We start from the raw sequence: 24,160 nt of genomic DNA, 5'->3' as shown, positions 1-24,160 counted from the left end.
GAGGATCAAGGATGAAAAATACAAAGGAATGTAAAATGGATCTTCAAAAATTATTTGACGATATGGTTGCTGGTTGCTGGGCTGCAGAACCATTCTATAGACAAGTGCAACCGAACTATGTTGCGCTTGTGGGTAACATATCTGCAAAAAATCTTTCTGATGCAGACCTGCTCGCTTTGTGGAATGACCAGGATACGGTTATGGGTGGCAAAATCCAAGCGGATTGTTTCCCGACAAAAGATCGCCCAATGACTACAAAATCTTCGAGTTTTCCATTCCTGAAAAAAGTTGCTAATGATCCCTCTGAAGCAAATTGGCAATCTCTTACAGCTGCTGTCGGCGATGAATACGGGAAGCATTTTTATGCTCGTACAAATCGCTTTACCAGCGTCTTCAACAACGATCTTTTCAACATCTATTCTCCGGGCCTGATGAATCGTTTTTTAGAGTTGCTTGTTGATGAAAATTTCTTGTCTCGATATTCTTTTAAGAAAAGTGATTCCTGGTTTAAGAAAAGCCAGCTTGTTATGAAGACGATCCTGTCGAATATTCAGATTCCTTCCTCGATTACTGGTGTTGACCGCGATTATCGGTTGAAAGTATATGCTTGGCAATTTGTCGAAACGGTGTTGGTGAAATAGCGCAAAAGATAAATAAAATAAAGTCTTCTGAGGTAAAATATGGGAATTTTCAAGAAAATAGGAATGGCAGCTGCTGTTTCCATTTTGTTCGTTGCCTGTGGTGACGACAATTCTACCAAGGCAACCGATAACGAGCCGACTGGCCCGATAAGCAATGCCGACTACGAGGCGGACGATTTTGAAGATTTGCCTCACTGTACATCAAAGAAGGAGGGCGCCACGGGCTTTGTTGTTGAAAGTGGTGAAGGCTATGTTTGTAAAGGCGGCGACTGGGTCCGTGATGATGAGGCTGTGGATATAGTGAAGTCAAGTTCTAGTCAAAAAGGAGGGGCATCTAGTAGTTCCAGAGGTTCTTCCGTCCAGCAAAACATCGGCTATGGGGAACTTAAGGATTCTCGTGATGGTCGGATTTACAAGACCGTAAAGATTGGAAAACAAACTTGGATGGCGGAGAACTTAAATTACAAAATTGACATCAGTTATTATTGTTATGAAGATGACGCGGCCAACAGCGACAAGTATGGTTGCCTGTATAAATGGAATTACGCATCGGTTTATTGCTATGCTGATTACGCTTTCAACTGCGATATGTATGGTCGTTTGTATGAATGGAATGCCGCATTGGTTGCTTGTCCTGAAGGATGGCATTTGCCCAGCATGGTTGAATTTGAAACACTTATAGATGCCGTTGGCGGTTCTGATGTTGCAGGAACTAAATTGAAATCTGTTGGTGATTGGAATGAAAATGGCAATGGAACGGACGCCTACGGCTTCTCCGCGCTCCCTGCAGGCTGGAGATTCGAGGGGGATTCCCGCTGGATGGGCAGCCGCGCCTACTTTTGGTCTTCTACGGAGAGCAGCAGCGGCGGCGCCTACATCTTGAAAATCAGCGGCGACGGCGCGGACTTCTACGACTTCTACAAGGCCCACGCGCTCTCTGTTCGTTGTCTCCAGGACTAAAGCGATGGCGAGTGACGCATAGACAAACTTGTTTGTCTATATGTCCGAGCATGAGCGTGGGCGCCTTGGCGCCCTCTAACTAAGGAAGCGCTCTGCGTTATCTTAGCCAAGGCTTAGCGAAGCAAAGCCTTGAAAACAATCGCCCCAGGGAAACAATCCCCTGGGGCGTTTTCTATAGGCACATGGTCATGTATGGGGGAATGCAAATGATTCCATCTTTCCTTTTGGAGAAGGTCTTCGGATGGATGATCTAGCATTGCCCGATTCGTATTCCGAATTTCTTTTTGAAATCATGTAGAGATGTGGTTGTGTAATTTTTCGAGGACATAGCTTCTGCCAATTCGACGCGCACCATCTATCAGCATAGTGCGCAGAGTAAAATGTATTGAAACATACAACAATGCGCAAAGTATTTTGTGCGTGATTCACTTCATCAACGCACCAATTCCGTAAAGGGGAATGTTGAACACCCCTTTGCTTTTTACAATCCCTTGAGCCAAAGGGTAAAAAACTTGTCATAGACAACATACCCTTTGGGGGTGTCCATCACAAATTCCTTGTCTAGCAAGTGTTCCAAAGCGCGGTTTACGCTGCTTGCTGCCTTGAGCTTGTATTTGCCAATAAATGCACTTGCGTTGATGTTTGCGACGGTTCCTTCTTGAGCGATTGCCGTCAGCAAGTGATTTTGGTTTGCCGTAAGTGAACTGAACAAGCGCTGGTAAGAATCCGTTTCGGAGTTGATGATTCGCAAAATGCAGTCGTTGATGTGTTTCTGCGAAATTTCCTCTGGACGCATTTCATAGAGCCGGTTTAAAATGCTTTGCATGTACCAGGTGTGGCCTTCGAGGCGCTGGTATAAGGCTGAAAAAATCTCGCGAGGAAATTTGATTCCGGCTATTTTCATCCAGTGATTTGCGAACTCGTAATAGGCTTCTTCAGTGATTGCGTGAAGGTTGACAATTTCGGTGCTGCGATAGAACGGATGCTCGACGGAACTGAACATTTCTGACATCAGGTGATGCTTGCTGCCAGAAAAGATGAAATGCACGTTGGGACAAAATTGAATTTTGGAGCGAAGCAATGCTTCTACATTTTCGTCGTCATATTCTGCGATTTGCTGAAATTCGTCAATGGCGATAAAGCATTCCTTGTCTGAATTTTTTAGGTACGAAAAAATTTCATCTAAAGTATTTTTGGTTTGCTGAGGCAGGAATTCAAGGGCAGATTGAGGACTCCCTGTAATGGGGTCTGCGGAAACAACAACTTTGCAACTTTTGAACGCCTGGATTGCCGTGTTCAACGCTTTCTTTCCGAGACTGTCCAACGTTCCTAAAACAGTTTTCCCGAACAGAGCGGTAAATTGCTCCAGGGACCTTGTCGGAAAAATATCCATATAGAAGCAGGTTGCATTTTTGTTCTGCTCCTTTATTTTGTTGAAGGCGTGTAGGTTACGCAAAATGCGTGACGCAAATTGTGTAAAAATTTAAATTTCTATGTTTTTAGCCCACTTCAGCAAGTTCGGTGACCTTAAAAAATCGCCCCCATCAGTTCATTAAGGTGGGGGGATGTTCAATACTTTCTCGTTATCGCGGAATGGTAGCCTTTTTTCACCTCATCTCCAGGGCCTTTGCTCGGTCTCTCACCTGTGCCTTGAACAACGCCTTACTTGGCTCGCTTAAATAGCTCCGATCGATCATTGCGTTCATTTCCCTTAAATGGCTGCAAGTTTCTGCAATAAAGCGTTCTGCACGGATTTCCTTGATGCCGATGCGGCGGGCCAGTTCCATAAAATCTGGCTTGCCGTAGAATCCGTTGACCTTGAAAAATTCGGTTTCAAAGTCCGCGCCGGAATCATCGCGAGAATCGTCTGTAGCTGAGTTTTCGCTGAACAGCTCCAATGCGGTTCGGCCAAGTTCTTGAACGTGCAATGATGTGTTCAGCAAATCGTAGGCGGGGGTCAGCTTGTAAACTCCATCTGCATTTGGAGAATAGATGGAAAAGTTCTTGACATGGGCGTCGCCGTTACAGACCAGATAGTTGAACAGAATCAGCCTGAAGTATTTTTCCACATCGGTAGGGTAGGTGCTTACGTATTGCTTCATCAGGTCGGCAATTTGCTGGTAGCTGAAATCGTATTTGTAGTTGGAACCTTTTTCGCCTGGGGTGAGGCCAGCCACCTGGGCAAAGTCTTCCTGGCAGATTCTGTTGCCGTCGGGTAGAACATCGAATCGCTTGGTGATGTAGGCGGGTGTGCCGTCTTTAAGATAAACTAGCGCATTGTCTGCTGCGTCAATCTTGAAAATCTGTCGGGCCATTTGCATGGTCAGGTGCTCGTTGGCGGGCATGTCTTTTGTGTTGTCGAACAGCCCTTCTACCGCGGGCTTTAAGATGAAGGTACCGCCATTTTCGGTAGGCTCCAGCCGGCCTTCGTTCACCATTAGCGAAAACTTGGGCTGTGCGCCAGAAATGGAAATCCTACGAATGGAACCTTTGTTGGACTTGATTTCGGGTAAGGAAAAATCCAGCGTGGCGTTAAACTTCTTTACGCCAAAGAGCCGCTTGGTGCAGGCCGGGCAAAAGTCACGGGTCGTCTCCTTGAGACAGCTGTGGCAACGGTTCTGCATGGTGGGGGAGGTGGCGCCTGTCATACGTCCTCCATCACGGTGATGGCGCCGATGGTTTCCTTTCCCGCAAGTTTCAGCAACAGCCTGTAGGAATCCCTGGGGTCTATCTTCAAGGACATGCAGTAAAGTTTGCGGTTTTCGCCCTCAGGCAGCAAACCCTCAAAAAACGGGAAAAGCTCTTTGGACTTGTAAGGCTCCTGTCGCTTAGGCAATGTCAGTGCAATGGCAGGGCGCCTGGACGCAAGGTAGATTTCGTCGTAAGTGAAAATGAAACTGTCCCTAGTCTTGGTCAAGGCCCCGGCTAGAAAGCCGTTGTAGAAAACCGATGCCTGCTTAACCATTGACGACTCTCTCTGTTAAGGAAAGTTTCAATCCCAGCTGTTCCGCAAGCTTGCAAAGTACCTCGATGGACGGGTTTGCGCCGCCGTTTTCGATGGCGTTGATGGTCCGCAGTGAAACTCCGGACATTTCCGAAAGATCCCTTTGGCTTAATCCAAGGGACTCCCGTCGTCTTTGTAGATTTTCAAAAATTTTATCCATAAAGTGCAATATATTGCTTAATTAAGTTGCAAAATATAAAAATGCACTGGCTTTGTCAATGAATGTGCAATATGTTGCGTGTTGTTGCGGTTGTGCAGATGGAAGCTCTCTTTCCCAAACATAACCCGCCAAAACCTCCCGAAAATGCTAATTTCATGAAAAAGTAACCTCAAAGCGAGCCTCGCGAGCGACCTCAAACCTCAAAGGGAGCGAAGCGACCGGCCTCGTACCTGTATATGAAAGACAACTGCAAGATTATTCGTGAACTGCTCAGCGCCCAGGCCATGGAATTTGCCCTGGACGAGATGGCTGCAAAGATCGCAAAGATCCATCCTTCCGCAAATGACCTGGTCATCCTCGGTATGGCTAGCCGCGGTATCCCTCTGGCAAAGAAACTGAAGGAACGCCTGGACGCAAAGTTCGGCGGCTCCGTGGAATTCGGTAGCCTGGATGCAACTTTCTACCGCGACGACTTCCATTACCGCAACCACGTTTCCACCGAGATGCGTATTACTGAAATGCCTGCTTCCGTGGAAGGCAAGACCGTGATTCTGGTGGACGACGTTCTTTATACTGGTCGCTCCACTCTGGCTGCCATGCGAGCCATTCTGGACCTTGGCCGCCCGGCTGCCATTCGCCTTTGCGTTCTCGTGGACCGCGGTCATCGTGAACTGCCTATTGCTCCTGACTGTGTGGGCTTCTCCGTAGAGACCGCCCAGAATCAGGAAGTCCGCGTGAAGATTGAACCTATTGATCAAGAAAATTCTGTTACTCTCGTAGAAGTGGAGGCTTAAAGTGAGCGCTTTGCAAATCAAGCATTTGTTCGGGCTCCAGGGCGTGTCCAAGCAGGACATCCGCACTATTTTGGACCATGCAAAACAGTTCCGTGAAATTTTGGAACGCCCAGTAAAGAAGGTTCCGAGCCTTCGCGGTATGACCGTGGTGAACCTGTTCTTCGAAAACAGTACCCGAACCCGCACTAGTTTTGAACTGGCCGAAAAGCGCCTCTCCGCCGATACCGTGAACTTCACTACCGCAAGTTCCAGCGTGAAGAAGGGCGAGACTCTGGTGGATACTCTTCGCAACATTGAGTCCATGAAGATTGATATCGTGGTTGTCCGCCACAAGGGAACAGGCGTTCCCAAGTTCCTGGCTGAACACAGCAACGCCATCGTGGTAAACGCTGGCGACGGCGCCCACGAACATCCTACCCAGGGTCTTCTGGACATGCTCACCATCGAAGAAAAGCTTGGCACTCTCGAAGGCAAGAAGGTGGCAATCATCGGTGACATCCGCCATAGCCGCGTGGCCCGCTCTAACATCTGGGGCATGACCACCATGGGCGCTCACGTGACCCTTTGCGGCCCCAGCACTCTGGTTCCCCGCAATACCGAACTGCTGCAGTATCCCGAACTGGCGGGCTCCGTCAGCTGGGAAACCGATGTAAAGAAGGCTGTTGCCGACGCCGATGCCGTTATCGCTCTTCGCCTGCAGAACGAACGTATGGACGACGCACTCCTGCCTAGCACCCGCGAATACCGCAACTTCTTTGGCATTACCGAAGAGGTTCTCGCTTGCTGCAAGGACAAGGTGATCATCATGCATCCGGGTCCCATCAACCGCGGCGTGGAACTGGATTCCGATATCGCCGACGGAGAACATTCCGTTATTCTCGATCAGGTGACCAACGGCGTCGCTGTCCGTATGGCCGTGCTCTTCCTTCTCGCTGGAGGTCGCAACAATGAAAATGCTTAATCATCGTGATTATTACACCTGCAGTCAGGTGGTGCTGAAGAACGTCAAGTTCTGGAATGGCTCTAAGTTTGAATCCCGCGACCAGCTTGTTCTGGATAGCCAGAAGGGCTTTGCTGTCAGTGACGTATCCGCTTCTGCCAAGGTCGTGGATTGTAACGGCGCTCTGGTAATGCCCGCCTTGTTTGGTCTGGGACTTGACTTCAAGGAACCGCTCCGCGATGACGTTTACACTTTCGCAGATGGCTTTGAAGCAATGCGTAAGGGTGGTTTCTACGGTGGTCTTTACGAAAGTTCCGCTAATCCCATTGATGATGCAGACAAGTTTACCGCCATGGTGAATCGTTTTGAAGTGGGTGGCAAGGAACAGTGCAACGCTAACGACTTCGATGTGAAGTTCCTGGGCGCTTACAGCAAGGGCTTTGGCTCTGATAGCCTTGCCGAAATGATGGAACTTGCAGAAGCAGGTGTAGCTGGTTTTGGCGATGGCAACGGCGCTATTCCTCATTCCCGATTCCTCCGTCTCGCTATGGAATACGGCAAGATGACTGGCAAGCGTTTCTTCTTCCAGCCCATGGACAAGACCCTTCGCAAGAGCGGTTGCGTTCACGAAGGTGCTTACTCCGACATGCTGGGCATGAAGGGCATTCCTCGCATTGCAGAAACCATCGCCGCATTTACGGTTCTTGAAGCCGCTCGTTTCCTTCAGGTGCCTGTTCATTTCAAGCAAGTCACCTGCGGCGAAACTCTGGACTTGATCCGTAACGCTCGCAAGAACGGTATGGATGTTACCTGCGACGTGAACATCTATCACTTGCTGTTCGATGATTCCTGCCTGGAACTTCTGGATTCCGCTTATCACGTTCTGCCGCCGTTCCGTTCTGTAAAGGACAAGGAAGCTCTGTGGGCTGGCATTGCCGATGGTACCGTAAACGCCATCAGCATGAACCACACTCCGGTGCTCCGTCAGGATGCCGATGTGAACTTTGAAGATTCCGTACCGGGAGCCCTGTCCCTGGAAATTGCTCTTCCCGCAATTTGGAACAAACTTGTGGAACGCGTGGGTGAAGCTCGTGCAATTGAACTTCTTTCTACTGCTCCTGCCAAGTTGGTTGAAGCAGAACCTGCCTATGAAGTCGGCTCTGACAAACAAGCTAACGTTGTCGTTCTGGATCCTTCCAAGACCCATGTGGTTTCCCGTAAGGATTTTGCTGGACATGTCTGCAATACTCCGCTGATGGGTCAGGAACTTTCCGCATCCATCGTGGGAACTTTTGTAAACGGAGTCTGGACGGAGTTCTAGCCTATGCTGCCTGATCCTCTTCAATTAGTCTGGATTGCATTCTTTGTAATCTCATTTCTCGTGTTGTTGGTGCTGATTGAAATCCATCGCATCAACTACAAGCGCGAAAATGACGTGATGTACGGGACGGACGCCTTCGATGAGAAGGTGAAGGCCTTCCTGTTTACTGACAAAGAACGCAGGACTCTTGAGAAGATGATCAGAGCGTCTTCCTTTGAAAATAAGGATGCAGTTATTAATTCATCCAGCCATTTCGAAAAGGCGGTTACGAACTTCTATGATTATCGCGATGTGTTTTCCGTTCGCGAAGAAACGCTTTCCGCTGTAGAAAGTATTCGAAACAAGATGGATTTTACTGCAAAGAATCCCCTGACGGAAGTGTATTCATCAAGACAGTTCGATGTGGGCGACCGCATTGATTTGTTCCTGGATGGTGGCCGCGTGTTTAAACATTCAGAAATCGTCTGGCGCACCGAAAAGGAATGGGCTATTTCTTACGATGGTTCCTGCGGGCCTGCAAACTTCTTTATTGATAAGGATGTGTTGGTTCGCTGGACTCGTCCCGGGGATGCCGTTTATTCAACGACTCTTGCGGTTCGTTCCTGCACTGGAGATTCTCTTGTTCTGCCCCATTCTTCCGACCTGGATAAGCGTCAGCTCCGTCGTTGGGTCCGTGAACAGGTGTCTTTCCCCGTGAAGGCAACGTTCCCCGATGGAGCTTCCATTGGCGGTGCCCTGATAGACCTTTCTGCAGGCGGTATTATGATTGGGCTGCCTGTGGCATGCGAACCGGGGCAGCATCTCCATATTGAATTTGAATTGCCCAGCTTTGGAACTGAAAATGTGGAAATCGAGATTTTGCGTAATCTTGGTAACAAGAGCCGTGAATATCCGGATTTCTTCTGTTTGACAGCCTCATTTACGGGTAAGTTTGGTTGGACCCAGGAACGAGTGCTTCAATACCTTTTTGAAGTGAGCAAGGAAAGAAAGAACAAGGAAATTCGTGAAAAAGGTGGAAAAAGCTAGCTAACTAGTTCATTTTCAACGAGTTAGGGATATTTCTCGCTTGACATTTGGCTTTTATAAAGGTAGAATTTAGGTGTAATGTTTTCCAATCGGAGTTTATTTTGGCTTTAGGATTGATTGCGAAAATTCGTGGTGAACGCGAGACCGTGGGCATTGATGTTGGACACTACAGCATCAAGCTTGTTAAGGTATTGCATAATTCCCGCGGTGGAAAGATTGTGGTGGATGCCGACCTGGAAAGGGTTCCGGATGGTTCTGTCGTCAATGGTGAAATTCAGGTTCGCGATGGCGAATCTTCTGAAGGTGATGGAAACAAGTCCGAGAAGGATGGTGCAGAACTCCTGGCTGATGCCCTGAATAAGCTCCTTTTGAGACATCCCATTGAAGAATCATGTGATGTGGTGGTTTCTGTAAACTGCGGCGCTGGCGCAGGTGGTGTCCTTATGGACCGTCTGGCTGTAAAAGTTCCTAAAAATGGAAATGAAGCCGCAATTATCCTTCAGACCGCCCAGTCCCGTCCGCCCTTCGACGACCAGGACAACGTGGTGGACTACGAAGTCGTTTCTCGCGAAAATGAAGAAGTAAAGGTGAATGTTGTGGCTGCAAAGAGTGGCCTTCTGGAATCCTGGATTCAGTTCTTCATTCGTCGTGGCGTCCGTCCGTCGGCGGTGGATGTCGATATTTTTGGCTTAATTAACGCATTTTACGCAACTGCAAAGGAAGACGACCTGAATGCTACGACCGCCATCTTCAACATTGGCGAAAAGAAAATGAGCGTAGCCTTTATGCAGGACGGAAAGTTCCATTCCATGCGTGCCATGACTGGCGGGTCCCTGGATATGGTGATTCGCAAGACTTGTGCTAACCTGGAAATCAATGCAGACAAATGTCATGAAATTTTTGATACCGGCGATCTGGCTGTGGTGGATGGGTTCTCCGAATCCGAAGTTGAAGTTGCATTGAAGGATGCTTACGAAGACTTGATGGCTCAGATCGATTTCGGTATTCGTTACTTCTCTTCTGCTGAAGATACCAAGTCTCTGAATCGAATCCTCCTGGGCGGTGGTGGCGCCGCAATTCCGGGCCTCAAGGAATTTATTGCGGAACGTACGGGTCTTGAAGTAGAAACAGTTAATCCTTTCAGCCTTGTGGAATGTGATGCCAAGGTCCTGGGCGCTAACGGAATTTCTGTAGCCCTGTCCAACATCTACGCCCCTGCACTGGGACTTGCATTGAGGAAATTCTAATGGCTGCAAAGAAGACTACACAGAGAAGCGCCCTTGCGATTTCCATCAACTTGATGCCTACGGAGTTCCGTAAGAAGCAGAAGGATTTCTCCTGGCTTACCGATCGCCGTACCATCTGGACGACCATTGCACTTATTGCTGCAATTATCTGCTCAGTCATGGTGATGGACTTCGTGGATACTACGATCGAACAGTTGAATAACGACCTTGAACGTGTCCGTAGCGAAGTGGAAAAACAGCGCCCCTTGCTTACCAAGATTGGTGATCTTGAAAAGAAACAGGGCGTTGTCAATACGAAGATTAACTCCCTGAAGTCTATTCAGGTGAGCAAGAAGAGATGGGTGGTTCTGTTCGAAAACATTTCCTCCGTCCTTCCGCCTAACATGTGGATTACGAGCATTAACCAGATTGGTAATTCCGATCTGGAAATGAAGGGTACCACATTTGATTTCTCCGAAGTGGCTGAATACATGGTCAAATTGGAGAAGCAAGTTAGCGTGCAGAAAGTTTCCCTGGTTACTATCGCCACGACTAAGGTCGATGGGGAAGAAGCCTATAGTTTCACCATCAAGATGGTTATGAACCAAGACCTTGGGGAGAAGTAATTATGGGTAAGATAGACTTTAAAGACAAAAAGACCATATACGCCCTCGTGATTGTTGCAATCATCGCGCTTGGGGCCTATTACATGTGGGATTACGTCTGGAATCCGTTTGATGCCCAGCGCGCCTCTCTGGAATCTGACCTAAGTTCCGCTCAGGCCGAACTGGATAAGATCAATGCCAAGAAGCATCGTGTCCAGGAATTGGAAATGCAGCTGGTTCAGGCAGAAAAGGACTTCGAAAAATTGAAGGAAATGTTCCCGGAAGAAGAAAAGGTTCCTCTGCGTCTGCAGGACCTTTATTCTGTGCTCCGCAGCTCCGGCGTTCAGATTCAGAAGTTCAATCCGGAAGGCCGTTCCGAACGTGAACACTTTATTGAAAACCGCTACTCCATTGCGGTAAATTCCGGTTATCACATGTTGGGATATTTGCTTGCAGAAATTGCAAACTTCAACTATCCCACTGCAATTAGTAACTTGAAGTTGAATCGCTATTCCGGTATCGCTAACGAAATCCAGAAAGCAGAAACTCATGGCTGGACTCCCATTACCATGTCCGTGACCTTCAACTTGACCACTTACACATCTAAGAAGGCAGGCAATTAATGAAGCTTAAGTTCCTTCTTATTTTCATGATCGCTGCAGTGTCTAGCTATGCTGCCCAGATTAAGGATGTGAAATTTACCTGCGACAGCAAGGGTTGTCGTATGGCTTTTGCTTTTGCTTCCGAAAAGGATCTGCCCACATTCTTCCAGAAGTATGATGCCAAGAGCGGTAAACTGACACTTGCTTTCTCTGAATCATCCTTTGCTCTTGGTGAAGGTTCCTTTGACATTGAAAAAGGTTCCAAGTTCGTTAAATCCATGAGAGTCTTTTCTGAGACTTTCCGCGGATCTAGATTCCTGAAATTTGAAATGGACGTGGGTGCTTCTATCAATTCCGATAAGAACGCCATTTCCATGAACAAGTCTGATTTCGTTGTTTCCCTGAAGTCAAAGGGTGGAAAGTCCTGGACCATGTCCAAGATCTTTGCCGATCGAAAGAAGGCTGCTGATAAGCAGGCCGCTCTAGACAAGAAGGCTGAAGCAAAGGCTGCTCTTGAAGAAAAGAAGCGCCTGGCCGAAGAGAAGAAGGCTGCTGAAAAGCAGGCTGCTCTGGACAAGAAGGCCGCGGAAAAGCAGGCTGCTCTTGATAAGAAGGCTGCTGAAAAACAGGCCGCTCTAGACAAGAAGGCTGCTGCAAAGGCTGCTGCTGAAGAAAAGAAACGCCTGGCCGAAGAAAAGAAGGCTGCAGAAAAGCAGGCTATCCTGGATAAGAAGGCCGCAGAAAAGGCTGCCCTCGAAGAAAAGAAGCGTCTGGCTGCAGAAAAGAAAGCTGCTGAAAAGGCTGCTATCGAAGAAGAAAAGCGTATCGCAGAAATGCAGAAGCAGTTGGATAAGGCTTTGAAGGAAGGTGGTGCTTCCGCATTGCTTCCGGGCATTAAGGAAATGACTGTCCTGATTGGCTCTGGCATGGAACAGTTCCGTATAGTGACTGAATCTCCCATTACCTTGAGCAAGGTCTCCGGACCTGACAAGTCTTCTGCAATCACCATCGGTATTGAAGGCCCCAAGAAGTCTCCGTTGTTTAAGGTCGGCGCCGGTTCCCTAGTAAAGGCTGTGACATGGACTGCAAATGGCATCCGCATCCAGTTGCAGCAGGGTGTGAACCCTGTGATGCTGGTTCAGGAAGGCGCCTTGATTCTTCAGGTTGCTGAAACTGCTATTAAGAAGGATGGCTTCATTTTCTGGTCTGCGCAGCCCAAGGGAATTTTCTCCAGAGACTGGATGAAGTCCGCCGAAGAAAAGCCTGACTTTGATGCCTTTGTCAAGAAGTGGGAAGGGGAGAGCAAGAAGATTGTTTCTAGTTCCCAGTCTTTCCATCTCCGCCCGGTGCTGCGTGAACTGATTGTTGTTGCTGATGAAATTGAGTTCTATGCAGCTCCCAATGAAAATGCGCAGGTGCTCCAGCGTCTCGTCTTTGGCGATCGTCTGGTTAGTCTCGATATCAATGGCCTTTATCGAAAGGTTCAGACTGGCAATCGCATTGGCTATGTGAATAAGCGTGCGGTAAGCTTCTTTGACGAACTTTCTTCTGTACAGGCTGAACGCTTGAAACAGGTGGATAAGGATCGCGGTACTGAAAATGGTTCTGCTACTGCCGTTGCTGGCAGTCAGCTGGATGCCTTGTATGAAGACCGTGTAACTTACAGCTCTTTTGGTCGTCGAGATCCCTTTGTGAACATTAAGGGCCTTGTTGAAGAAGGCATTAACGTGGATCAGGTGGAATTGATGGGTATTATCTGGGAATCCGAAGTACCTATGGCTATCCTGGTTGAGTCCAAGGATCCTACCATTTCCTATACCGTTAAGGAAGGCGATAAGATTCTCAACGGTAAAGTTCTTAAAATTACACAAACTGATGTGCTCTTCCTTATTCAGGAATTTGGTGTGAGCCGTCGCTACTCCATGGGTCTGCCCGATAAGTTTGGGGGTAACAAGTAATGAAAAATATGACTAAAATCCTAACTGTACTTCTCCTTGTCTTTGGCATCGCCTTTGCCTGGAGCGCTCCTGCCGAAGGATCCATTGCCCCCAACAAGAAGTTGTATGATTTCAACTTCGTCAACATGGATTACGAAGCTGTATTCCGTTCTGTGTCTGTCATTGCAGGCGTAGATATCTTGCTTGCTCCGGATGTAAAGGGCAAGATGACTCTCCGTGTTACAAAGAAGACATGGCAGGAAACCATGGATATCATTTGTAACATGAATGATCTTACCTGGGTCATTCAGGATAAGTACATTACTATCCAGCGTTTGGCTACTTACCAGGCTAAGCAGAAGAAGCTTGCTGACGAAGAGTCTCAGGCCGAAAACAACGCTCCTCTGGTTCGTAAGAACTTCCAGATTCAGCATGCTAAGGCAGATGAACTGGTGAAGGTTCTGGAAAGCATGAAGTCCAGCCGCGGTAAGATTACTACTGTGGATCGTACCAACTCCATCATCGTCTACGATACTGATGCAAAGATCGAACAGATGGAAATGGCTTTGACTGAACTTGATGTGGAAACTCTCCAGATCATGATTACCGCAAAGCTGGTGGTGGTGAACAGCGAACGTGCTCGTGAATTAGGTGTAGACTGGAGTGCCTCTATGGGTTCTTCTACCCTTACTCCGGGTACCGCTGGCGGTGGCACTGGTGGTGCAGGCGCATCTCGTACCAGCGCTGCTATTCAGTCTTATCCTCATGGTGGGGCAACACCTGCTGTTAGCGGTGCAACTTCCGCAATTTCTGCAAGCCTTCTGGATAACAACCTCCAGATTGCAATTAGTAACTTGATGGGTGATGCTTCTACTGAAGTTCTTGCTAGTCCCCAGGTTTCTACTCTGGACAATACCGAAGCAAAGGTGTTTATGGGTGACCAGGTTTCTATTCGTGTGATTGACGACAGTGGTGAATCTTCTACCAAGATGGTGGAAACTGGTATTAAGCTGACTGTTACTCCGCACGTTTCTGGCGACAACCGCATCTTACTGGATCTCCATCCGGAAAACAACTCTTACGATTACGACTCCAAGGGTGAAATCGTGATTAGTAAGCAGGAAGCAGAAACCAAGGCTGTTGTGGCTGATGGTGAAACTGTGGTGATCGGTGGCCTTACCCGTAATGAAACTCAGGAATCCGAAAGTGGTATTCCTTTCCTGAAGGATATTCCCCTGCTGGGTAACCTCTTCAAGTATACTCGTAAGTCTGTGGTGAAGAAGGACCTGGTTATCTTCGTTACCCCGCGTATTATCCGCAACTACATCGGTAACGTGAACATTTCCGAACCGACTCGCGAACAGTCTACTGATGAAGCTCCCGAAGCCAAGAAGTCTGAATCTGCTCCTGAAGCACAGCCTGTTGCTGCAGAACCCGCTGCAGAACCCGTGGCTCAGCCTGCAGAACCTGCTTATGAAGAACCAGCAGAGGAACCGGCATACTCTGCTCCTGCTGAAGAAGAAGCTCCTGCAGCTCCTCCCGTACCGGATGCAAGCGAAGACGACGAATGGTAATTCGTTAAATACCGAATGTTTAAAAGGCCTTGCGAAAGCAAGGTCTTTTTATATGCAGAATAAACTCAAAGTGCGTTTATTCCAGAAATAGGATGGAGTTATCGCACTACCAGTGCGGCGAGAGCGAGTTCCTGGCTTGTAACACTCCAGGAGGAACTCTTGAATTCGTAGTTCAAGTCTGCAAGTCTACGGATGACTCGGCAGAGAACCGGTGTGGGCCAGAGAGTACAGCACTTGGCTGCGTTGCCTTGCTTGCAGAAGAGGAAGAAGTTCTTACCCAGCTTTTGACAGGCTTCTTCGGCGCCCATGCCCTTGGAGGTGAGAGACTTGAAGTTCAGCAAGTCTACCGCATGATTGTAGAGCGCGTTGGTCAAGGAAATTGCTTCACCGCCACCATAGAGAATGTTATGGAGGATGCGGGTGTAAGTGTTTGCGTCTCGCATGCCGAAGGAATTGCAAATTTCGTAAGGCGGGATTTCTCGCTGGGGAACCACCAGGGATCTTACCAGTTCGTTGGTAATCTTTGTGCACTGGGGATTGTAGAGGATGACCTTTTCCACTTCCTCAGCTACCAGGCGGGTGTTGGTTCCTAAAGCATCTGCCAGATAGAAGCTTGCTTCTGCTTCGATTGCCTTATGGAAGTGTGAGGGAACCATGGCGGAAATCCAGTCTGCCATCTTGTAAGATTTAGGTTCCTCGCACTTTTCAATTTTGCCCACCTTGGCCAGAACCTTGTACAGTTCCGAGGTAGCGCGAAGTTCATCGAATTCCAGCAGGAGCTTGCAATCGGGGGCGTCCTTCAGCCAGCGAGCCAGAGCCTTGGCTTCGTCAGCCTTGATTGCATCGGCCTTGTGGACCACAACCACCTGTTCCGGTGCGAACATGGAGACCGACCCACAGCTTTCCATAATGAAACCTGCAATGGACGGAATGTTCGTATCGCTGGCAAAGACCACCTGCTTGGACAGCGGGTCGTCAATGCGGTCACCTAGGGAATCCTTCAGGAACTTTTCAGTAATCCTGTCCTTGGTGAACTGGTCTTTACCGACGGTGGCGAGAATCATAGAGAGTGCTTACTTGAAGTCGACGATTTCGAACTTGTTCTTGCCCCTGGGGGTAACAACTTCTACGGTTTCGCCTCTCTTCTTGCCCATGAATGCAGCGCCCATGGGGCTCTTGAAGCTGATCTTTCCGTTCATGGGATCCACACCTTCGGGGCTTACCAGCTGGTAAACCACTTCCTTCTTGGTGGCCAGGTTCTTTGCAGTAACGGTGGCGCCAAAACGGACGGTGTCGGAATTTGCATCAAATTCTACGATGATAGCATTGGAAATCTGGTCTTCCAGCTTGGGCAGTTCCAAGTCAATGTGTGCCAGCATTTCCTTTGCGGCGTGATATTCAGCGTTTTCGCTTAAGTCGCCCTGCTTGCGGGCTTCTTCCATTTCGTCGACTACGCGGGGACGTTCAATCTTCTTGAGGAAGTTGTAGCGTTCAACCAGCTTGTCGTAAGTTTCTTGAGTACAGGGTGTTTTTGCCATGGCCTTAAATTAGAATTTTTTGGGGGACTAAATTAGGAATGGGGTGGCTTAGTCGCTTTTTTTGTTGTATATTTAGCGCGTAAAAAACAATAGGAGTTAATATGTACACTGTGTTGGAAAAAGGCGGCGTTTGCTCTCCTAAGGGCTTTACCGCTTCCGGTATCTGTGCTGGCATCAAGGCTAGTGGCAATGCTGATATGGCTTTGCTCAAGAGCGAAAAGGCTGCACGTTGCTTTGCTGTATTTACCACCAATAAGGTGAAGGCTGCTCCGGTTCAGTACGATAAGGCTGCCCTGGAACACGCTCATTTTGCAACCGCTGTTGTGGTCAACAGTGGTAACGCAAACGCCTGTACGGGTGAACAGGGCCTGGCCGATGCAGAACGCATGGCTACCCTTACCGAAGAAGCCTTGAAGCTGACTCCCAAGAGTGTCCTGGTTTGCAGCACCGGTGTGATTGGCCACTTGATGCCTATGGACAAGATTGAAGCTGGTATTCCTCGCCTGGTGGAAGGCCTCCATGCAGATGCTTCCGAAGAATTTGGCCGTGCAATTCTTACTACCGACCTTGCTTTGAAGTCTCACGCTGTTGAAATCCAGACCGAAAAGGGTATTGTCACTATTGGTGGCGCCTGCAAGGGTAGTGGCATGATTCATCCCAACATGGCTACCATGCTGGCTTTCATTACCACTGACTTGGCTTTGCCCATTGACTTCTTTGCTGAATTCCGCGCTAACATCGCAGACTCCTTCAACGCAATTACCGTTGATGGCGATACCAGCACCAACGACACTTGCATCATGCTGGCAAACGGCATGAGTGGCATTAAGTACGAAGACTTGACCTTGTCTGAACAGGGTGAATTCCGCGCCGCCTTGATGCTCGTGATGAAGGAACTTGCTAAGGACATCGTCCGCGATGGTGAAGGTGCTACTAAGCTTATTGAGCTTTCCATCGAAAAGGCTGAAACTCACGAAGAAGCTCTGAAGATGGCTCGCTTCATTGGTACTAGTAACTTGGCCAAGTGCGCTATGTTCGGTGAAGATCCTAACTGGGGTCGTATCCTGAGTTCCGCTGGTTCCAGTGGCTGCAACATGATTGCTGAACATACGGACCTGTTCTTCGGTGACGTTCAGGTTCTGGATGGCGGTCGCCCGGTGATTCTTTCCAAGGAAAAGCAGGATGCTCTTCACGCTGTTGTTCGCCAGCGCGAATACAAGGTGACTCTAGTTCTGAACATTGGTCATGCAAGCGCTAGCGCATTCACCTGCGACTTGAGCTATGACTACGTGAAGATCAACGCTGAGTATACAACGTAATTTTTGTCGTTCGTTAGAACGTAAAACCTCCGGTCACAAAAATTACCATCGAGAGAACAGAGCGTACACTCGGGAGTATTTGTTGTTCGTTGGAACATAAAACCTCCGGTCGCTCGGATTACAAGCAGGAATACAGCGCGTACTCTCAGGATGCTTTGTTGTTAGAGCGTACACTCGGGTGGCGTTGCGCAAATCTCGGGTGATTGAAGGTGAAAAAAGACCTCGGTTTATAGCCGAGGTCTTTTTGTTTGTATAAGCTTGTAGGGGTTGCTGTTAGTCTTTTAGGCAGCGGAGGCTTGCGCCGTGTTCGGGATTGAATTTCTCGAACTTGACTGTGTTCTTGTCGTAGAAGAATACCAGTACTTCGCCTTCGGAGGTCCAGAGGTAGGCTTTCTGGCCGGCGCCATCGAACTTGCGGTCCTTTAAGGCAACGTCGCTCTTGGCGAAGTGGGCTCCACCAGCCTTGACTCCAAAGCCGAAGTCATCCTTGCCGTTACCGAATTGCAGGGAATTTTTCAGAGGATCCCAGCCAAAGCCTGCTTTCAGCTTTACGCCGGGCTTGTCTCCTACGAAGTTGAGAAGGGTTTGCCATTCTGCCTTGGAGGGCATGTGGAATCCTTCCATACAGGCCTTCTGGGCATTTTCAAAATTGTAGAGTCTGCCCCAGTTGTTGCACTGCTGGCAAACGGAACCGCTGGCGGTTGCGTAGTTCAGGTTTTCTGCAATCCAGAGCTGTTCTCCAATGCGAATCCATTCGTAGGCGTAATTGTCGCGAGGGTCCTTGTAGCCGCCGCTGGTGGCAGGTTCGCCACTTTCATCGAAGTATTCGCCGAAGGCAGCCTGCTTGTTCTGCTTGTAGGGAACCTTAGATGCCATCTTGCCGTTCTTGTGATAACGGATGATGGTGCCTTCCATCAATCCGTTTTCGTAATTGATTTCGGATTCAGGAGTTCCGTCCTTGTAGAATTCCTTGGAAAGACCCTGGCGCTTGTCGTTTACGTAGTTGGTCTCTCTCTTGAGTGTTCCGTTGTCGTAGTATTCCCGTTCTATGCCATTCTTAAGGTTATCCACGTAGGTGGTCTCGAAACGGACATTCCCGTTGGGATATTTCTCGGTGCGGATGTCTTCACAACCGCAGAACAGGAGGGTAGAAAGAACTGCCCCTGCTACAAGATGAATTTTCTTCATAATGTTTCTCAAAAATACTAGAAGGTTATTTTTCCGGCGGTGGCCAAAAGACCAATCATATACAGCATGCCGTCGTAGTAGCGCCACAGGCGGTTGGGTACGGAAAGACCGGCCAAGTCCTTGACGAAGGGCTTAATGAGGGAATCGCCCGGAGGCAGAACCTGGGTGGCGGCTGCGTTCATGGCTATTATGCCCGGGGTTGCTTCACGTCCTGGTCTGGGGAAGGGACCGCCATCTACGGCGTAGTCGGATAGGTAGGGTCGGCGGCTTTCAAAGAAGAACAGCAGACGTTCGCAAATGGCCTTTTCACTTTCGTCGCCGCGGAACAGGGTGTAGTCTAGGCTCAGATTCAAGGCGACTCGCCAGGCGTCGCCGCTGAAGTAATCACTTTCCTTGTTCCATTCCATGCGTTTGGGTGTACCGTCAAATTCGGAGTAGTCCCCGCAAAGGCCCGTTTCGTAATGAGCAGCCTTGTTCAAGTATTTTACGCTGTTGTCAGCAATGGTATTCCATGTTTCATCGCCAGTTGCTTCTGCAAAGGCGCGATAGAAAGCAATGGTGTGATAGCTGGGGTCGGTAAAGTCGTTGCCTCTTACGGGGGAGAAGCGGACGGCCAGTCGTTCTGGATCGATAATGGGGACGACCAGTTCGTTCTCGGGCTTGTGACGCATGAGGTTGATAAGGTCTATGGCTTCCTTCTTCAGGTCGGGGCGTCCAAATTTTTCTGCGGCAATGAGAAGGGCTATGGCGAAGTATTCTTCTCCATCGGGAGCTGCACCGGGATCCATCTTGGAAAAGTCTGCGGTGGAAACCTGCCAGGCGAAATAACCTTGATGGAGGCCGTCGTCGTTACGGAGGTAACGCTTGGAAAAATTCCACAGCTTGTCGAACTGTTTTTCCTTACCCATGAGTGCGGTGATGTACATGCCGTAGCTCATGCCTTCGGAACGGATATCGTCGTGACCGATGTCGATGATGTAGGACATGTCGTCCGATGCATCGAAGCAGACGCGGTCGTCGATGGGGTCTCCTTCAAATAGCTTGTTATAGCCATTCTGTATAAGCTGACGTGCAAAATTGGGACCGTACCCAACTTCGACGAAAAGATCCCTTGGTTTATATCGTTCCATAGAATAACCTCAAACTAGATGCTTCACACAACCCTTTTTTAAGATAACTTTTTTCGTATCTTTGTAGTGAGGTTTATATGAATGATATGTTGATTTTAGGTTATGGTCCTGCAGGTGTTTCTGCTGCGTTGTACGGTTTGCGCGCAGGATTAAAGGTTACCTTGATTGGTAAGGATGGGGGTGCATTGCAGAAAGCACATCTCATTGAAAATTATTATGGTCTGGAAACGCCCCTCACAGGCGAACAGCTGATGGAAGTGGGTAGGAAACAGGCAGCGAAGCTTGGCGCCCAGATTGTAGATGACGAAGTGACGGACCTGATGTTTGATGGAACCGGCTTTGTGGCTACAGGCTTGAAGGGCGTCTACCGCGGAAAGACTTGCGTTATGGCTACAGGTGCCGCTCGAAAGAAACAGCCTCTTGCTGGTATGGCAGAAATGGAAGGTCACGGTGTGAGCTATTGTGCCGTTTGCGACGCCTTCTTCTACAGGCAGAAGGACGTGGCTGTGATGGGTTCTGGTGAATATGCCCTTCACGAGGCTACTGAACTTTTGCAGGTGGTGAATAGTGTTACCCTTCTGACCAACGGTGCTCCTTTGACTGCTGCTTTCCCGGAAAGCATTAAGATTGAAACCCGCAAGCTGAAGGGCCTGGTGGGTGAGGGCGCATTTAAGGGCGTCCAGTTCGAAGATGGCGCTGAACAGAATTTTGATGGTTTGTTCGTTGCTCTTGGTAGTGCCAATGCAACGGATCTTGCCCTGAAGGCTGGTGCTGCATTTGACCAAGGTAAGCTTGTTTTGGATGGTGACCTGCAGTCTACCATTCCGGGTCTTTACGCTGCTGGGGATTGCACCGGCGGTACCTTGCAGATTTCTGTAGCGGTTGGTGAAGGTGCTCGTGCAGGCCTTGCTGCCATTAAGTACTTGCGCGAACATCGCGAATAATTTTTGGTGTAAGCCCCGTGCGTCGCATTACGCTCCTGACCAATCCGGACAAGTGTAACTTGAAATGTCCTCTTTGCTTCTTACAGCAGAGAGGACATTCTCTGGATAGGGGAGAGATGCCCCTAGATGTTGCAATCGCAGCTATTGAAAAGTACGGCGATGGATTGAAGGAAGTGATTCCTTCTACCATGGGTGAACCATTACTTTATTCTCAATTTGATAATCTTCTTGACTTTTGTCGGGGGAAGGGCGTTCGCCTGAACTTGACCACCAACGGAACGTTTCCTGGAAAGTGGAAAACTGATTCTGGAATGGAATTGCTTCTTTGTTCTTGCAGTGACATCAAGATAAGCGCTCTAGCATTTGAAGAGAACGTGAACTTGAATAAAGCCCAATGGAAATTGAACGTGGAGCGATTGCTGAATTGCCGCCGGATGTTGGAATCCCAAGGAATGCGGGACCTTTCCTCAGTTTCCCTGCAGGTTACACTTCACGGGAAGAATGTTTCTGAGGCTGCTGGCTTATTACATTGGGCGGAAGCGGTTGGCGTTCACCGCATTAAGTGGAATCCGGTTGTATTCCTGAGTGTAGCGCCTCCATCGCTGGTGGCGGAATATGGCTTGAAAGAGGGGGACGTCGAGATCCTGCGGGAAACGTTAACCTCTACGAAATTGAAATGCGGGGGGAGCTTGTATTTCCCGCAGAACCCTGCAGGTTCAACGGCGGATGGTGCCGCGGGGGAGTGCCCCTTTGATGGGGAAATATGGATCTTGCCTGATGGGAGCGAACAGAAATGTCCCAATCCGGAAAGACGATTTGGAAATCCTGATGCACCTGCTGCCCAGTGCGCTCACTGCTTTATGAAATATCCAGAACGGTCAGAATATCGTTCTCGACCTTAAATTTGATTTCATAGCCGGCAAATCCAAAACCGTAGACTCGTTGGGGATCCTTCTGATAGGCGGGTCTCGGGTCTTGCGCTAGAATCTGGATCAGCGCGTTCATTTGCTCTTGGGTGAGTGCGCCTTCGTCTTGAAGTTTCTGGCGCAGTTCGTCGGGAATTTCCACCTGGACGCCTTTATTCAGGACTTCGTGAGCGAATCCGCCTGTGGCATTTTCAATGCTGTCGGCGTAGGGCAGGTAGGGCTTTATGTCGATGATGGGAGTGCCGTCCATCAAATCTGCGCCGCTCACAATAATTTCGGGACCGCTGTAATCTCCGTCGGTAACGCTCAGATGAATTTCTTCGATTTTTACGCAGCTCATGGCCAGAGGATTAGGGCGGAAACTACTGCGGGTTGCAAAAACACCCAGGCGCTTGTTTCCTCCTAGACGGGGCGGGCGTACGGTAGGACTCCAACTGTTTTTTCCGTTTTCGTCAAGTCTTACATTTTCTGAAAAAATCCAGAGAATCCATAGATGGCTGAAGCCTTCAAGGCCGCGGAGCGCATCTGCAATTCTGTATTCGGGTTCAAAACGGATGGCGGAACGCAAGCCCTTGAGAATCCCGCTTTGGCGGGGAATGCCGAACTTGTCGGGAAAGTCGCTCTTGATTTTTGCGATGACCTTGAAATTGTATTCAGCGGGATTTGTCATGGTATGACCATATATAAAAATTTCTATCTTGGGGCGTGGAATTTTTAACATCGGTGGGTGTTCCCCCAAGGGAATCCGCCATAACAATGAAGAGGAACAAATGACTGTTGTAGTCTTTATTCTTTACCTCCTGATGATGCTGGGCATTGGTGCCTACTTCTCCAAAAAGGCAAACAGCCTGAACGCCTACTATCTGGGCGATCGTGGCATGAATAAGTGGGTGGTGGCTATGTCCGCCCAGGCTTCCGATATGAGTGGCTGGATGCTGATGGGCCTTCCTGGCGCTATCTATCTCAGCGGTTTCTCTGAAGCTTGGATTGGTATCGGTCTGGTGATTGGTACCTACTTCAACTGGAAGATTGTGGGTCGTCGTCTCCGTAAGTACTCTCACTTCTGTGGCGATTCCATTACCTTGCCGGACTTCCTCTCTAACCGTTTCCGCGACAATAAGGGCGTCATCCGCGTGATTGCATCCTTCTTCATTTTGGCATTCTTCCTGTTCTACACCGTTTCTGGCTTCGTTGCTAGTGCAAAGCTCTTCGGTACCATCTTCGGTTTGGATTACACTACCGGCTTGATCATCGGTGCTGTGGTGGTGGTGAGCTATACCTTTATGGGCGGCTTCTTCGCCGTTTGCTGGACTGACTTTATTCAGGCTTCCATGATGCTTGTTGCAGTACTTGTGATTCCTACCATCATCTGCGTTTCCGGTGGCGGCTTTGCTGCTACTATGGATGCCGTGAACGGTCAGAATCCCTACCTCATGAGCCTCTTTACCAATGCTTCTAGCGGTAAGGCTATCGGCTTTGTTGCTTTGATTTCCAGCCTTTCCTGGGGTCTTGGCTACTTCGGTATGCCCCACATCCTGGTGCGTTTTATGTCCATCAAGAATGCCGAAGAAATCAAGCACTCTCGCCGTATTGCCATGACATGGGTCATTATCTGCCTGGGCGCTGTGATCATGATTGGTTTGCTGGGTCGCTACTATGTAAGTGCTAACGGCCTTACCCTCCAGGATCCGGAACGTATCTTCATGGTTCTCTGCCAGGCTCTCTGCCATCCGGCAATCGCTTCTATCCTGATGGCAGCAATTCTTGCCGCTATCATGAGTACTGCTGACTCCCAGCTCCTGGTTTCTGCTTCCGCTTTCAGTAACGACATGTACAAGCACCTGTTCCGCAAGAATGCTTCCAATAAGGAACTGATGTGGGTGAGCCGTGTGGTTGTGGCAGTCATCGCAATTATCGCAGTTCTCGTCGCTCTCCAGGGCGCACCTTCCGCAGACGGTGTTGCTAAGGAAGGCAAGAGCTTCCTGGATGTGGTTATGAGCCTGGTGAGCTTCGCCTGGGGTGGCTTTGGTGCTACCTTCGGTCCTCTGGTTCTGCTCGCCCTCTTCTGGAAGCGCACCACTCTGCCTGCTGCCATTGCTGGTATGCTGGTGGGCGGTATCACCACCTTCGTCTGGAAGTTCTATCTCTCTGGCCTTAGCGGCGAAATTTTCCAGATTTACGAACTGGTTCCGGGCTTTGTCTTTAGCTTTGCCACCATCGTTGTGGTTAGCCTCTTGACCAAGCAGCCCAGCAAGGAAATCCAGGACGAATTTGACGCAGTGGAACACACTCGCCTTTCTGACATGAAGCTCTAATCAAGAGTTT

Annotated in this window: 24 protein-coding genes; 15 read left to right on the top strand and 9 right to left on the bottom strand. The window is 49.0% G+C overall.

Going from position 1 to position 24,160, the window contains the following annotated elements; translation table 11 throughout:
- Nucleotides 1–11: 11 nt before the first annotated feature.
- Complete coding sequence (locus tag BUB59_RS05040) at nt 12–641, top strand: hypothetical protein (RefSeq protein WP_143160233.1); 630 nt, start codon at nt 12–14, stop codon at nt 639–641.
- Nucleotides 642–680: 39 nt separating this feature from the next.
- Nucleotides 681–1,601 (top strand): fibrobacter succinogenes major paralogous domain-containing protein, encoded by a 921-nt coding sequence (locus BUB59_RS05035; RefSeq protein ID WP_143160232.1) that lies wholly within the window; start codon nt 681–683, stop codon nt 1,599–1,601.
- 481 nt (nt 1,602–2,082) lie between these two features.
- Here BUB59_RS05035 and BUB59_RS05030 read toward each other — a convergent pair whose 3' ends face one another.
- The 4 genes from BUB59_RS05030 to BUB59_RS05015 form a co-directional block, all read right to left on the bottom strand.
- The gene (locus tag BUB59_RS05030) at nt 2,083–2,994 is read right to left on the bottom strand and encodes an AAA family ATPase (protein WP_143160231.1); all 912 of its coding nucleotides are present in this window, start codon (nt 2,992–2,994) and stop codon (nt 2,083–2,085) included.
- A 214-nt stretch (nt 2,995–3,208) separates the two neighbouring features.
- Entirely contained in the window at nt 3,209–4,249 is a 1,041-nt protein-coding gene (locus BUB59_RS05025) for a HipA domain-containing protein (RefSeq protein WP_234979947.1), read from the bottom strand.
- Nucleotides 4,246–4,566: a HipA N-terminal domain-containing protein gene (locus BUB59_RS05020; protein ID WP_073156338.1), complete on the bottom strand. Its 321-nt coding sequence runs from the start codon at nt 4,564–4,566 to the stop codon at nt 4,246–4,248. The genes BUB59_RS05025 and BUB59_RS05020 overlap by 4 nt, the downstream gene beginning before the upstream one ends.
- On the bottom strand, nt 4,559–4,765 hold the full coding sequence (locus tag BUB59_RS05015) for a helix-turn-helix transcriptional regulator (protein ID WP_073226430.1): 207 nt from the start codon (nt 4,763–4,765) through the stop codon (nt 4,559–4,561). The genes BUB59_RS05020 and BUB59_RS05015 overlap by 8 nt, the downstream gene beginning before the upstream one ends.
- A 236-nt stretch (nt 4,766–5,001) precedes the next feature.
- Here BUB59_RS05015 and pyrR point away from each other — a divergent pair, with 236 nt between their 5' ends.
- The 9 genes from pyrR (at nt 5,002) to BUB59_RS04970 (ending at nt 14,790) form a co-directional block, all read left to right on the top strand.
- Nucleotides 5,002–5,559 (top strand): bifunctional pyr operon transcriptional regulator/uracil phosphoribosyltransferase PyrR, encoded by a 558-nt coding sequence (pyrR, locus tag BUB59_RS05010; protein WP_073226428.1) that lies wholly within the window; start codon nt 5,002–5,004, stop codon nt 5,557–5,559.
- Nucleotide 5,560: 1 nt separating this feature from the next.
- A complete protein-coding gene (locus tag BUB59_RS05005; RefSeq protein WP_073226423.1) occupies nt 5,561–6,520 on the top strand; it encodes an aspartate carbamoyltransferase catalytic subunit in 960 nt (319 codons plus the stop codon).
- Nucleotides 6,507–7,820: a dihydroorotase gene (locus tag BUB59_RS05000; protein ID WP_234979945.1), complete on the top strand. Its 1,314-nt coding sequence runs from the start codon at nt 6,507–6,509 to the stop codon at nt 7,818–7,820. The genes BUB59_RS05005 and BUB59_RS05000 overlap by 14 nt, the downstream gene beginning before the upstream one ends.
- Before the next feature lie 3 nt (nt 7,821–7,823).
- A complete protein-coding gene (locus tag BUB59_RS04995) occupies nt 7,824–8,846 on the top strand; it encodes a PilZ domain-containing protein (protein ID WP_073226418.1) in 1,023 nt (340 codons plus the stop codon).
- Between the two features lie 113 nt (nt 8,847–8,959).
- A complete protein-coding gene (gene pilM, locus BUB59_RS04990) occupies nt 8,960–10,093 on the top strand; it encodes a pilus assembly protein PilM (protein WP_234979944.1) in 1,134 nt (377 codons plus the stop codon).
- Complete coding sequence (locus tag BUB59_RS04985; protein ID WP_073226413.1) at nt 10,093–10,698, top strand: PilN domain-containing protein; 606 nt, start codon at nt 10,093–10,095, stop codon at nt 10,696–10,698. The genes pilM and BUB59_RS04985 overlap by 1 nt, the downstream gene beginning before the upstream one ends.
- A gap of 2 nt (nt 10,699–10,700) precedes the next feature.
- Complete coding sequence (locus BUB59_RS04980; protein ID WP_073226410.1) at nt 10,701–11,300, top strand: type IV pilus inner membrane component PilO; 600 nt, start codon at nt 10,701–10,703, stop codon at nt 11,298–11,300.
- The gene (locus tag BUB59_RS04975) at nt 11,300–13,237 is read left to right on the top strand and encodes a hypothetical protein (RefSeq protein ID WP_073226407.1); all 1,938 of its coding nucleotides are present in this window, start codon (nt 11,300–11,302) and stop codon (nt 13,235–13,237) included. The genes BUB59_RS04980 and BUB59_RS04975 overlap by 1 nt, the downstream gene beginning before the upstream one ends.
- Nucleotides 13,237–14,790: a secretin N-terminal domain-containing protein gene (locus BUB59_RS04970; RefSeq protein ID WP_234979943.1), complete on the top strand. Its 1,554-nt coding sequence runs from the start codon at nt 13,237–13,239 to the stop codon at nt 14,788–14,790. Before BUB59_RS04975 ends, BUB59_RS04970 begins: the two co-directional genes overlap by 1 nt.
- Before the next feature lie 98 nt (nt 14,791–14,888).
- Here BUB59_RS04970 and holA read toward each other — a convergent pair whose 3' ends face one another.
- Both holA and greA read right to left on the bottom strand, forming a co-directional pair.
- Nucleotides 14,889–15,854 carry a DNA polymerase III subunit delta gene (gene holA, locus BUB59_RS04965; RefSeq protein WP_073226404.1) on the bottom strand — a complete coding sequence of 322 codons (966 nt, stop codon included), beginning with the start codon at nt 15,852–15,854 and terminating at the stop codon, nt 14,889–14,891.
- 9 nt (nt 15,855–15,863) lie between these two features.
- Nucleotides 15,864–16,328, bottom strand: coding sequence for a transcription elongation factor GreA (gene greA, locus BUB59_RS04960; RefSeq protein WP_073226401.1), 465 nt, complete (start codon nt 16,326–16,328; stop codon nt 15,864–15,866).
- Between the two features lie 101 nt (nt 16,329–16,429).
- Between greA and argJ the strand changes: the two genes are divergently transcribed.
- Nucleotides 16,430–17,647 carry a bifunctional glutamate N-acetyltransferase/amino-acid acetyltransferase ArgJ gene (gene argJ, locus BUB59_RS04955; protein ID WP_073226399.1) on the top strand — a complete coding sequence of 406 codons (1,218 nt, stop codon included), beginning with the start codon at nt 16,430–16,432 and terminating at the stop codon, nt 17,645–17,647.
- A gap of 273 nt (nt 17,648–17,920) precedes the next feature.
- Here the strand turns inward: argJ and BUB59_RS04950 are convergent, their stop codons facing one another.
- Both BUB59_RS04950 and BUB59_RS04945 read right to left on the bottom strand, forming a co-directional pair.
- Entirely contained in the window at nt 17,921–18,835 is a 915-nt protein-coding gene (locus BUB59_RS04950; protein ID WP_073226396.1) for an FISUMP domain-containing protein, read from the bottom strand.
- A gap of 17 nt (nt 18,836–18,852) precedes the next feature.
- Nucleotides 18,853–19,965 (bottom strand): glycosyl hydrolase family 8, encoded by a 1,113-nt coding sequence (locus BUB59_RS04945; RefSeq protein ID WP_073226394.1) that lies wholly within the window; start codon nt 19,963–19,965, stop codon nt 18,853–18,855.
- A 77-nt stretch (nt 19,966–20,042) separates the two neighbouring features.
- On the opposite strand from BUB59_RS04945, the gene BUB59_RS04940 reads away from it, so the two are divergent.
- Both BUB59_RS04940 and BUB59_RS04935 read left to right on the top strand, forming a co-directional pair.
- A complete protein-coding gene (locus BUB59_RS04940) occupies nt 20,043–20,909 on the top strand; it encodes an NAD(P)/FAD-dependent oxidoreductase (protein ID WP_073226391.1) in 867 nt (288 codons plus the stop codon).
- A 17-nt stretch (nt 20,910–20,926) separates the two neighbouring features.
- Nucleotides 20,927–21,811, top strand: a complete 885-nt coding sequence (locus BUB59_RS04935; protein WP_073226388.1) for a radical SAM protein — start codon at nt 20,927–20,929, stop codon at nt 21,809–21,811.
- On the opposite strand, the gene tsaA is transcribed toward BUB59_RS04935, so the two are convergent.
- Nucleotides 21,768–22,505, bottom strand: a complete 738-nt coding sequence (gene tsaA, locus BUB59_RS04930) for a tRNA (N6-threonylcarbamoyladenosine(37)-N6)-methyltransferase TrmO (protein ID WP_073226386.1) — start codon at nt 22,503–22,505, stop codon at nt 21,768–21,770. The two genes, BUB59_RS04935 and tsaA, sit on opposite strands and share 44 nt — an antisense overlap.
- A gap of 100 nt (nt 22,506–22,605) precedes the next feature.
- Between tsaA and putP the strand changes: the two genes are divergently transcribed.
- Complete coding sequence (putP, locus tag BUB59_RS04925; RefSeq protein ID WP_073226558.1) at nt 22,606–24,150, top strand: sodium/proline symporter PutP; 1,545 nt, start codon at nt 22,606–22,608, stop codon at nt 24,148–24,150.
- Nucleotides 24,151–24,160: the final 10 nt, after the last annotated feature.

This window comes from Fibrobacter sp. UWEL (assembly GCF_900142535.1).
Classification (GTDB): Bacteria; Fibrobacterota; Fibrobacteria; order Fibrobacterales; family Fibrobacteraceae; genus Fibrobacter.
Note: the sequence above shows the minus strand (reverse complement) of the source record. Positions and strands in the feature narration are given on the sequence as shown.

Coding starts and splice junctions, on each gene's coding strand:
- BUB59_RS04975 (WP_073226407.1), top strand. CDS start 11,300: ATGAAGCTTAAGTTCCTTCTTATTTTCATGATCGCTGCAGTGTCTAGC.
- tsaA (WP_073226386.1), bottom strand. CDS start 22,505: ATGACAAATCCCGCTGAATACAATTTCAAGGTCATCGCAAAAATCAAG.
- BUB59_RS05000 (WP_234979945.1), top strand. CDS start 6,507: ATGAAAATGCTTAATCATCGTGATTATTACACCTGCAGTCAGGTGGTG.
- BUB59_RS04995 (WP_073226418.1), top strand. CDS start 7,824: ATGCTGCCTGATCCTCTTCAATTAGTCTGGATTGCATTCTTTGTAATC.
- BUB59_RS04945 (WP_073226394.1), bottom strand. CDS start 19,965: ATGGAACGATATAAACCAAGGGATCTTTTCGTCGAAGTTGGGTACGGT.
- BUB59_RS04970 (WP_234979943.1), top strand. CDS start 13,237: ATGAAAAATATGACTAAAATCCTAACTGTACTTCTCCTTGTCTTTGGC.
- BUB59_RS05030 (WP_143160231.1), bottom strand. CDS start 2,994: ATGGATATTTTTCCGACAAGGTCCCTGGAGCAATTTACCGCTCTGTTC.
- putP (WP_073226558.1), top strand. CDS start 22,606: ATGACTGTTGTAGTCTTTATTCTTTACCTCCTGATGATGCTGGGCATT.
- greA (WP_073226401.1), bottom strand. CDS start 16,328: ATGGCAAAAACACCCTGTACTCAAGAAACTTACGACAAGCTGGTTGAA.
- holA (WP_073226404.1), bottom strand. CDS start 15,854: ATGATTCTCGCCACCGTCGGTAAAGACCAGTTCACCAAGGACAGGATT.
- BUB59_RS04980 (WP_073226410.1), top strand. CDS start 10,701: ATGGGTAAGATAGACTTTAAAGACAAAAAGACCATATACGCCCTCGTG.
- BUB59_RS05040 (WP_143160233.1), top strand. CDS start 12: ATGAAAAATACAAAGGAATGTAAAATGGATCTTCAAAAATTATTTGAC.
- BUB59_RS04940 (WP_073226391.1), top strand. CDS start 20,043: ATGAATGATATGTTGATTTTAGGTTATGGTCCTGCAGGTGTTTCTGCT.
- BUB59_RS04950 (WP_073226396.1), bottom strand. CDS start 18,835: ATGAAGAAAATTCATCTTGTAGCAGGGGCAGTTCTTTCTACCCTCCTG.
- BUB59_RS05015 (WP_073226430.1), bottom strand. CDS start 4,765: ATGGATAAAATTTTTGAAAATCTACAAAGACGACGGGAGTCCCTTGGA.
- BUB59_RS05025 (WP_234979947.1), bottom strand. CDS start 4,249: ATGACAGGCGCCACCTCCCCCACCATGCAGAACCGTTGCCACAGCTGT.
- pyrR (WP_073226428.1), top strand. CDS start 5,002: ATGAAAGACAACTGCAAGATTATTCGTGAACTGCTCAGCGCCCAGGCC.
- BUB59_RS04985 (WP_073226413.1), top strand. CDS start 10,093: ATGGCTGCAAAGAAGACTACACAGAGAAGCGCCCTTGCGATTTCCATC.
- argJ (WP_073226399.1), top strand. CDS start 16,430: ATGTACACTGTGTTGGAAAAAGGCGGCGTTTGCTCTCCTAAGGGCTTT.
- BUB59_RS05035 (WP_143160232.1), top strand. CDS start 681: ATGGGAATTTTCAAGAAAATAGGAATGGCAGCTGCTGTTTCCATTTTG.
- BUB59_RS05020 (WP_073156338.1), bottom strand. CDS start 4,566: ATGGTTAAGCAGGCATCGGTTTTCTACAACGGCTTTCTAGCCGGGGCC.